The sequence below is a fragment of the Lachnoclostridium sp. An138 genome (assembly GCF_002160765.1).
Classification (GTDB): domain Bacteria; phylum Bacillota; class Clostridia; order Lachnospirales; family Lachnospiraceae; genus Laedolimicola; species Laedolimicola faecalis.
Window position 1 is genome coordinate 57814 of record NZ_NFLF01000020.1, and the last position, 7469, is coordinate 65282.

At 52.0% G+C, this 7469-nt stretch carries 6 protein-coding genes; all 6 read right to left on the reverse strand.

Translation table 11 applies throughout. The features are described from left to right. Nucleotides 1–67 precede the first annotated feature (67 nt). Entirely contained in the window at nucleotides 68–1045 is a 978-nt protein-coding gene (locus B5E82_RS14455; protein ID WP_087308254.1) for a substrate-binding domain-containing protein, read from the reverse strand. Then, nucleotides 1026–2816, reverse strand: coding sequence for a cache domain-containing sensor histidine kinase (locus B5E82_RS14460; RefSeq protein WP_087308255.1), 1791 nt, complete (start codon nucleotides 2814–2816; stop codon nucleotides 1026–1028). The genes B5E82_RS14455 and B5E82_RS14460 overlap by 20 nt, the downstream gene beginning before the upstream one ends. Next, complete coding sequence (locus B5E82_RS14465; protein ID WP_087308256.1) at nucleotides 2813–4426, reverse strand: response regulator; 1614 nt, start codon at nucleotides 4424–4426, stop codon at nucleotides 2813–2815. The genes B5E82_RS14460 and B5E82_RS14465 overlap by 4 nt, the downstream gene beginning before the upstream one ends. Nucleotides 4427–4461: 35 nt before the next feature. Further along, entirely contained in the window at nucleotides 4462–5358 is an 897-nt protein-coding gene (locus B5E82_RS14470; protein ID WP_087308257.1) for a DUF1002 domain-containing protein, read from the reverse strand. Then, nucleotides 5346–6323, reverse strand: a complete 978-nt coding sequence (locus tag B5E82_RS14475; protein WP_087308258.1) for an alpha/beta fold hydrolase — start codon at nucleotides 6321–6323, stop codon at nucleotides 5346–5348. Before B5E82_RS14475 ends, B5E82_RS14470 begins: the two co-directional genes overlap by 13 nt. Nucleotides 6324–6445: 122 nt before the next feature. Next, nucleotides 6446–7081 (reverse strand): cytidylate kinase-like family protein, encoded by a 636-nt coding sequence (locus B5E82_RS14480; RefSeq protein ID WP_087308259.1) that lies wholly within the window; start codon nucleotides 7079–7081, stop codon nucleotides 6446–6448. Nucleotides 7082–7469: the final 388 nt, after the last annotated feature.

The following is a 7469-nucleotide window of genomic DNA, read 5'->3' on the forward strand; positions in this document are numbered from 1 at the left end:
GCACTGCTTAATTTTTTCATTTATTTCACTCTTACTCCAAACAGAAAATTTCCGGCAGTTTGTAATTTTATTCCCCCACCGGGAACAGCAGCTTCTGATTTTCCTCCGTATACATATTTTCCTTCGTAATCAGCTCAGAGCCGGAATCTACATACGCTTCCACCTTTTCGCCCCGGGCGGCCCGGACGGCTGCCTCCACGCCCAGATAGCCCATATTGAAGGGCTTCTGGATGGCCAGAGCCTCGTAGACTCCCTCTTCCAGGAGCTGTATCTGTTCCTGAGAGCTGTCGATGCCTGCCATCCGGATGCTGTCTGACAGTCCCTGCTCCTTGACTGCCCGGGCAGCGCCTACGGCGGAATATTCGTTGAGCCCCACAATCATATTCATGTCCGGATACTTCTCCAGAAGCCCGCAGGTCAGCTCGTAAGCCCGTTCCGTGTCGGAATCACAGAATACAATCTCCGCCACCTGGTCTCCCGCCCCGCCAAGGCCGGCACGGAAGCCTTCCTCCCGGCCTGTGGCTGTAGAGCTTCCCTGCACATGGCCCACGATTCCAATCACAGTGTCTTCCTCCACAAACTGCTTCATATAGCTTCCCATCTTATAGCCCAGCTCATAATTGTCGGTGGCCACCACCGCTTTTCCTGTCTCCTCTTCCATAGTCGAATCCAGCAGCACCAGAGTGATGCCCGCCTCCTCAATCTGCCGCGCGTAGGGCAGGGTCTCATCGCTGCTGCAGGGGGCCAGGACAATGGCGTCCGGTTTCCGGGCAACCGCGTCCAGTATCATCTGGTTCTGGGACTCCACATCCTGTTCCCGCTCCGGTCCCACGGCAGTCAGCACGGCATTGTACTCCTGGGCCGCCATTTCCCCGCCCTGATATACGGAGGTCCAGAAATCCGTATCATCCATGGCTTTCTGAATCAGAACAATCTCATAGGGCTCCTGCTTTGACAGGGTCCTGTTCCACAGAAGCACAGCGAGAGCCGCGCAGACCAGAAGCCCGGCTGACAGAAATCCGATTTTAATTCCGTGTCTTTTCATCCGGTTCCGCCTCCTTTCTGCCTGGGAGCCGTATGACAGCCAGTGTGCCCCGTCCCGGTTCACTTTCGAAGCTCAGACCGTATTCCGCGCCGTAAAACAGACGGATTCTTTCCTGAACATTCTGCACTCCGACACCGTTGGACTTGGTATCGCGTACATGCTTCTCGAAGATATGGGCCAAGGTATCCTGATCCATTCCCTTTCCGTCATCCCGGACCTCCAGCACGATATCCGTGCCCACACGGCAACCCCGGATCTCAATCAGGCCCTTTCCTTCCTTATATTTGATTCCATGATAGATGGCATTTTCCACCAGGGGCTGAAGCACCAGCTTCACAGTCTCTTCCTGACAGATGTCCGGCTCCACCTCTATCCTGTATTCCAGCTTATCCTTATACCGCATTTTCTGAATGGTCAGATAAGCCTCTGTATAATCTATCTCCTCCGCGATAGTCACGACCTCCCGCTCGTTGCTGATGCTCCTGCGCAGCAGACGGGCCAGGGAAGAAGTCATTTTTACCACTTCCTGATTCTTTCCCCATTCTGCCATCCAGATGATGGAGTCCAGTGTATTATAGAGAAAATGCGGATTGATCTGCGACTGAAGTACTTTGAGCTCATATTTGCGTTTCGCCTTCTGCTCTTCCTCGCTCTGTTCCATGAGCTTCTGGATCTCGCTGGTCATGGTGTTGAAATTTCGCGTCAGGCGGCCTATCTCATTGTTGTCCCGGGCCTCCAGAGCCGCGCTCGAAAAGTTTCCTTTTTCCACCTCTTTCATGGAAAGCTCCAGAGCTTTAAGCGGCCTGGTGATCTGATCCGACAGCAGAAACGCCAGAAACATGGCCACCGCAAGCAGTCCCAGCGCTACCAGAAGATACGTCGCCCGGGCCTCGTCCGCCCTTTTCATCAGTTCTGATACATAGGAAACACCCACCACAATCCAGCCCGTGGCCTCGGAACGGGAAACCGTATACAGCCGCCCGTCGTCCGTCAGAAATGAGGACACCTCCGTATCCATAACCTCGGAAATCAACTCTTCCTTCATTCCACTGTAGATGAGCTGCTGCTGCGGATGGTAGACGATTCCGCCGTCCTTATCCAGAATATAGATATAGCCCTTGTCTCCCAGGCTGATACGCTCGCAGAGATCACTGATGGCATTATAGTTAAGGTCCACAAAAAATACTCCGTGGACTCCCGGGCTTGCGTTATTCGTGATGCTGCGGCTTAGGGTCACAACCCAGTCATATTTTCCCGCAATGGCATTCTGCACGTGGGAAGTAGAGATTACAGCCTGTCCTCCGGCGTCCAGCGCCTCCTGATACCATTCCAGCTCCTCTGTCTCTGTATAGGGGTTCAGCGTATCTCTGCCGTCATTGATCATCGGAGATCTTCTGTCCGGAAGAAGCGCAATGTTCGTGATATCCTCACGTGTACTTGAAACCGTCTGGAACAGTGTCACGATTCTTTCCTGAAGCTCTTCCGAACGTTCCGGAGTCAGATTTTCCGTAAACAGATAGTCTCTTACGTCAGAGTTGTGTGTCACGATGAAGGAAATATTTTCCATATAACTGATATAAGAATCGATGTCATTGTTTACCTGGCCAATCAGCTGGGATGTATATTCCGTAGAGTTATCCAGCACCGTGTCTTCCGTATACTGCAGAGAAATGATGAAATAGGTAAGCAGGGCAAATACCACCAGCACGCCGAAGGATACCACAATGGAGGTCCGGACACTGCGGAACCGCATCAGCAGATTTTTTTTCATCTTTTCCGTTTCTCCTTCGCGTATTCCGTGGGCGTCTTTCCGGTGGCTTTTTTAAATGCAATGCTGAAATAATGCGGATCGGAAAATCCCACCTCTTCAGCCACCTCATAGGCCCGCTTTGACGTATTTTCCAAAAGGCTCCGTGCTTTTTCCATGCGCTTCCTCGTAAGAGCCTCGATAAACGTCTCCCCTGTATGAGTCTTGAAAAGCGTACTGAAATAACTGGTACTCATAGCCAGATGACTGCAGACGGAATTCAGGCTCACATCGGTATTCATATAATTCTGATCGATATATTCCAGCGCCCTCATGGCCTGCTTCTTCCCGTAGCTGTCTCTCTGTTCATTGAGAAGCCTGGACAGGCTGCAGCAGATGGCAATCACGTCCGTAGCCATATCCCGGAGCCGCTCGTAGGTATAGAGCCGGTTCATCAGTTCCTTCTCTTCCTGCAGAATCTGATTTTCCTGCTCCTCCGCCAGCTCCGCCGCGTTCACCACGGTAAGCAGAAGATTCTGCATATAAATAATCGCGCGGTTGCGGTTCGTGCGGGATTCCCGGATCTCCTGGGCAAAATCCCGGACCGTATGCTCAATCTCTTTCTCATCCCCAGCCTTCACGCTCTGCCAGACCTTATCCGCCCAGTGGGACACGTCGATGGGCGTACTCTTCCTGGTATCCAGAAGGCCGCAGCGCAGCACCTGATTGCCTCCCATCAGCCACTTGAGTTCCAGAGCCGCCTTTGCTTTCTCAAAGGACTGGTAGAGCTTTGAAAGCTGCTTCACCGCCTCTCCCACGCCTACTGTGGTCTCAATCAGAAGCAGATCCCGGATCGTGCCGCGCACGGCGGCCAGCACCTCTTCCATATCCGCCTTCAGTTCTTTTCCTTCTGTCCCGCAGAAAATAATCACTGTCTTGGCGTCCAGGTTCTGAAATACCACGCCCAGCTTTTTCTGTTCTATCAGCTCCTGGGTAATATTAAAAATGGAAAAGAGCGCAAGCTCATCCCGTACTCCCGGATAACGGTTCAGAAACGGCGACAAATCGTCTCCTTCCACAATTGCCGTATTAAAAACAGAACCCGGAAGAGAAATATCCAGCTCTCTCATTTTCTCCTCCAGGTCCTCAGGCCGTTCGTCACCACGCAGAAGGCTGTTCAGAAAACGTCCCCGCAGCAACGGCTTATTGACACGGTAAGCTCCCTTCAGTTTTTTCAGAGTTTCGCTCTTTGCCCGCGTCTCATCCAGGCTCGCCCTGGCCTTTTCCAGCACTTCCGTAAGCTCCGCAGGCGTAACCGGCTTCAGGATGTATTCCATCACCTGATAGCGCACCGCCTGTTTCGCGTATTCAAATTCATCATAGCCGCTGATAATCACCGTCCGCGTATCCGGACAGTTCTCATGGATATAACGGGCCAGCTCAATCCCGTCCACATAAGGCATGCAGATATCTGTGAGAACCAGATCCGGCGGATTATTTCTGATTACCTCCATCGCCTCTCTTCCGTTCTCACAGTCTGCTATCAGCTCAAACCCCATCTCTTTCCAGTGGATATTCTCCCGAATCGCTTCGCGGATCAGGATCTCGTCATCCACCAGCAGTACCTTATACATCCCCTGCAGTTCCCCCAATACCTTTTTCCGTCTCTTTATTCAAGCAGGCTGTTAATCAGCTCCACGATCCTGTCAAAAAACCGGGTAATGAAATTTCCTACCTGCTCGGTATCAATGTTTTCCAGATCAAGCCCCATTCCCTTCAGCTTCTCATAAAGCTGGGATGCCTGCTGGGCAAGCGCGTTCACATCGATGTCCAGCTTGCTGATCTTGTTCATCAGCTCTACCAGCTTCGCCACATCCTCATCAGACAGACTGATATCGAATTCCTCCATGGCATTGCGGATAATGGTCTCGATGTCTGCATCGCTGTCCACACCCTGCTCAATGATCTGCTGCTTAATGTAGGCCACGATATCGGACGCCGTCTCGGAATCTCCCAGAACGTCTCCAATCTCGCCTGTCACCACCAGCTCGTTCACCGCCGTCTCCAGGGCAGTCTCATCCACAGAACTTCCTGTCATGTCCGCATAACCCTTGACCGCTCCGATCAGAGCCGAGGTTCCTGAAATATTGGAGGGCGCCGCCACATACACGTCCGCGTCCTCCAGGCCCGCTGTCAGAAGCGCGTTCGTATACATGTCAATCGTGCAGTAGCTGATATTATAGGTCGTCACATTCAGTCCCGCCCCTTCGTCCGCCGGACGAATCAGCACGGAAGAGAGGGCTCTCGTCCCGATCACGCTGGAACTTAAATAGGCGTCCAGATACTGATGCTCTTCCTGATTGGTCACGTAAATCACATCATAATTGGCCAGATCCGCTTCGCTCACGCCCAGAATTCCCAGAACCGTGGTTCTCTGCTCCGCGCTCAGGTCAGCGCCCAGAGCCAGAATCGGCTTATCGCCCGAGGCTGCTCCGGCATTGATGCCCATTCCAAGAGTCATCGCAAGCACCAGCAGTAACGAAATCCATTTTTTTATTTTCCGCATGTCATTTTCCTCCTGTTTTCGCGGCGCGGGTCTGAAGCCCGCACATAGAGCCAGGCATACAGATCACGCAGCACCGTCCCCCGGTCTGTCTCATTTAAAATCTCATGCCTGTCGTTTTCATAGAGTATCCAGGTGACGTCCTGCATCCCGGCAGCCTCAAACTGCCTGCGCACCTGTTCCACTCCCTTTCCAAATCCCCCCACAGGATCTTCTGCCCCCGACATGAACAAAACCGGAAGATCCTTCGGCATACGCTCCAGGTTCTCCTGCTTTCCTGCTTCCTCTATGCTGGTAAACAGATTGTAATAACCGTTCACCGTAAACCGGAACGTACAGCGCTCGTCAGCCAGATAGGCGTCCACGATCCTGCCGTCCTTTGTCAGCCAGTCCTTATCCGTCCTGGCCGGCCTGAAATGCTTATTATAGCCTCCGAAAGCCAGACTGTCCACCAGCCGGCTCCGGTAATGCCAGCCGCGCAGCTTCGCGAACAGGGTACAGAGCTTCTTCCCCATCTGAAGCGCAGCCGCAGGCTGCGTCCCCGTGCCCATGACGACGGCCCCGTCCAGCTCATCCCCATACCGGAAAAGATACTGGCGCAGAAGAAAGGACCCCATGCTGTGTCCCAGTATAAAATAGGGAACCTTCGGCCATTTCTTTCTGGTCTTCTCATGGAGCTTCCGCAGATCTCCAAGCACTGTCTCATTTCCATTATTTTCGCAGAAAAATCCGTAATCCTCTTTTGAGACTATGGAGCCCCCATGCCCCAGATGATCGTTTCCGACCACCACAAAGCCTCTCTCTGTCAGATATTCCGCTGTATCTTCATAACGCTCGATAAACTCCACCATTCCGTGAAAAATCTGTAGCACGCCGCAGATTTCTCCCTTCTCCGGTCTCCACTCCACCGCATGAATCTTTGTCCGTCCATCGCCGGAATCAAATGTAAACTCCCGTTTTACCGACATTCGTGCAGTTCCTTTCTCTTTTGTTCATTCACATTATTTCATTATATCATGTCCTTCAAAAATACGGAAGGGGGAAGTCTCCGGACCTCCCCCTCTTATGTATTTTACGTTACTGCTCTCTGTCAGCTTTCCCGGTTCCAGCCAAGCATATTGGCCGCGAAATCTTCGATGGCCCTGGCCGCCTGCTCGTAAGTCATGGCCGTCGTGTTGATGCACAAATCATAGTTGCGCATGTTCTCCCACTCCTGGCCCGTAAAGTACCGGTAGTAATCCCGGCGGTACTTATCTGTCTTTGAAATGAACCGATCGGCCCGTTTCCAGTCTATCTTCTGCCGGTTCATCTCCTTCTCAATACACTTCTCTCTGGACGCGTAGATAAAGACGCGCACCAGATTGGGTTTATCGCGGAGCACATAGTCCGCAGCCCGGCCGATGACCACATAAGAAGATACATCCGCCAGCTCCTGGAGCACCTTGGCCTGGTAATTAAACAGATTGTTGTTCGATGTGAAATCTTCTCTCTCCGGCGGGATGACGCCTCCCTTATATACCTTCTGGGACACCCGGAACAAAAGGCTCTGCTTCTGATCCTCGTCCGCTCTGGCAAACAGTTCCTGGCTGATGCCGCTGTCATCAGATGCCAGCCTCAGAAGGTTTCTGTCATACAGCTCCACACCCAGATTTTTTGCAAGAATTCTCCCAATGGAAGTAGCTCCGCTGCCGCTGGTTCTCGTTATCGCAATTACGAAATTCTCCATATGCATACCTCCCGTTTATCTGTTCCCCCACAGACATGGCTGCCAGGTCCGCCTGTCTGTGTGAGATACTTTTCTGACTTTATCATAAAATTTTTCGGGAGCTTTGTCAATTCTTATGGCGGAATCCCGTAAAAATTGTGCCGGAAGTCCGCGCCGGAAGAGCCGCTGTGAATAACTCAGGCAAAGGCCCGGAAGCTTGGAATTGACACCTCCTTCCGCCTCTGCTATGATCACTTTAAATGGGCAAAACAGCCCTCATGCGGCTCGGAAAGCATTCTGGTGATATGTCAAGAACTTTTTGAAGATGATTTTGATGTGTTTTTCAGAAAAAAGGGTAACTTTAATAGACCTTCGGTATGTATTTCAAAAAACCGAATGTCAGTTCGGT

What these genes read in the sequence shown, in the direction of transcription:
- B5E82_RS14455 (WP_087308254.1), bottom strand. Translation starts at nt 1,045, where the DNA reads ATGAAAAGACACGGAATTAAAATCGGATTTCTGTCAGCCGGGCTTCTG.
- B5E82_RS14470 (WP_087308257.1), bottom strand. Translation starts at nt 5,358, where the DNA reads ATGCGGAAAATAAAAAAATGGATTTCGTTACTGCTGGTGCTTGCGATG.
- B5E82_RS14475 (WP_087308258.1), bottom strand. Translation starts at nt 6,323, where the DNA reads ATGTCGGTAAAACGGGAGTTTACATTTGATTCCGGCGATGGACGGACA.
- B5E82_RS14480 (WP_087308259.1), bottom strand. Translation starts at nt 7,081, where the DNA reads ATGGAGAATTTCGTAATTGCGATAACGAGAACCAGCGGCAGCGGAGCT.
- B5E82_RS14465 (WP_087308256.1), bottom strand. Translation starts at nt 4,426, where the DNA reads ATGTATAAGGTACTGCTGGTGGATGACGAGATCCTGATCCGCGAAGCG.
- B5E82_RS14460 (WP_087308255.1), bottom strand. Translation starts at nt 2,816, where the DNA reads ATGAAAAAAAATCTGCTGATGCGGTTCCGCAGTGTCCGGACCTCCATT.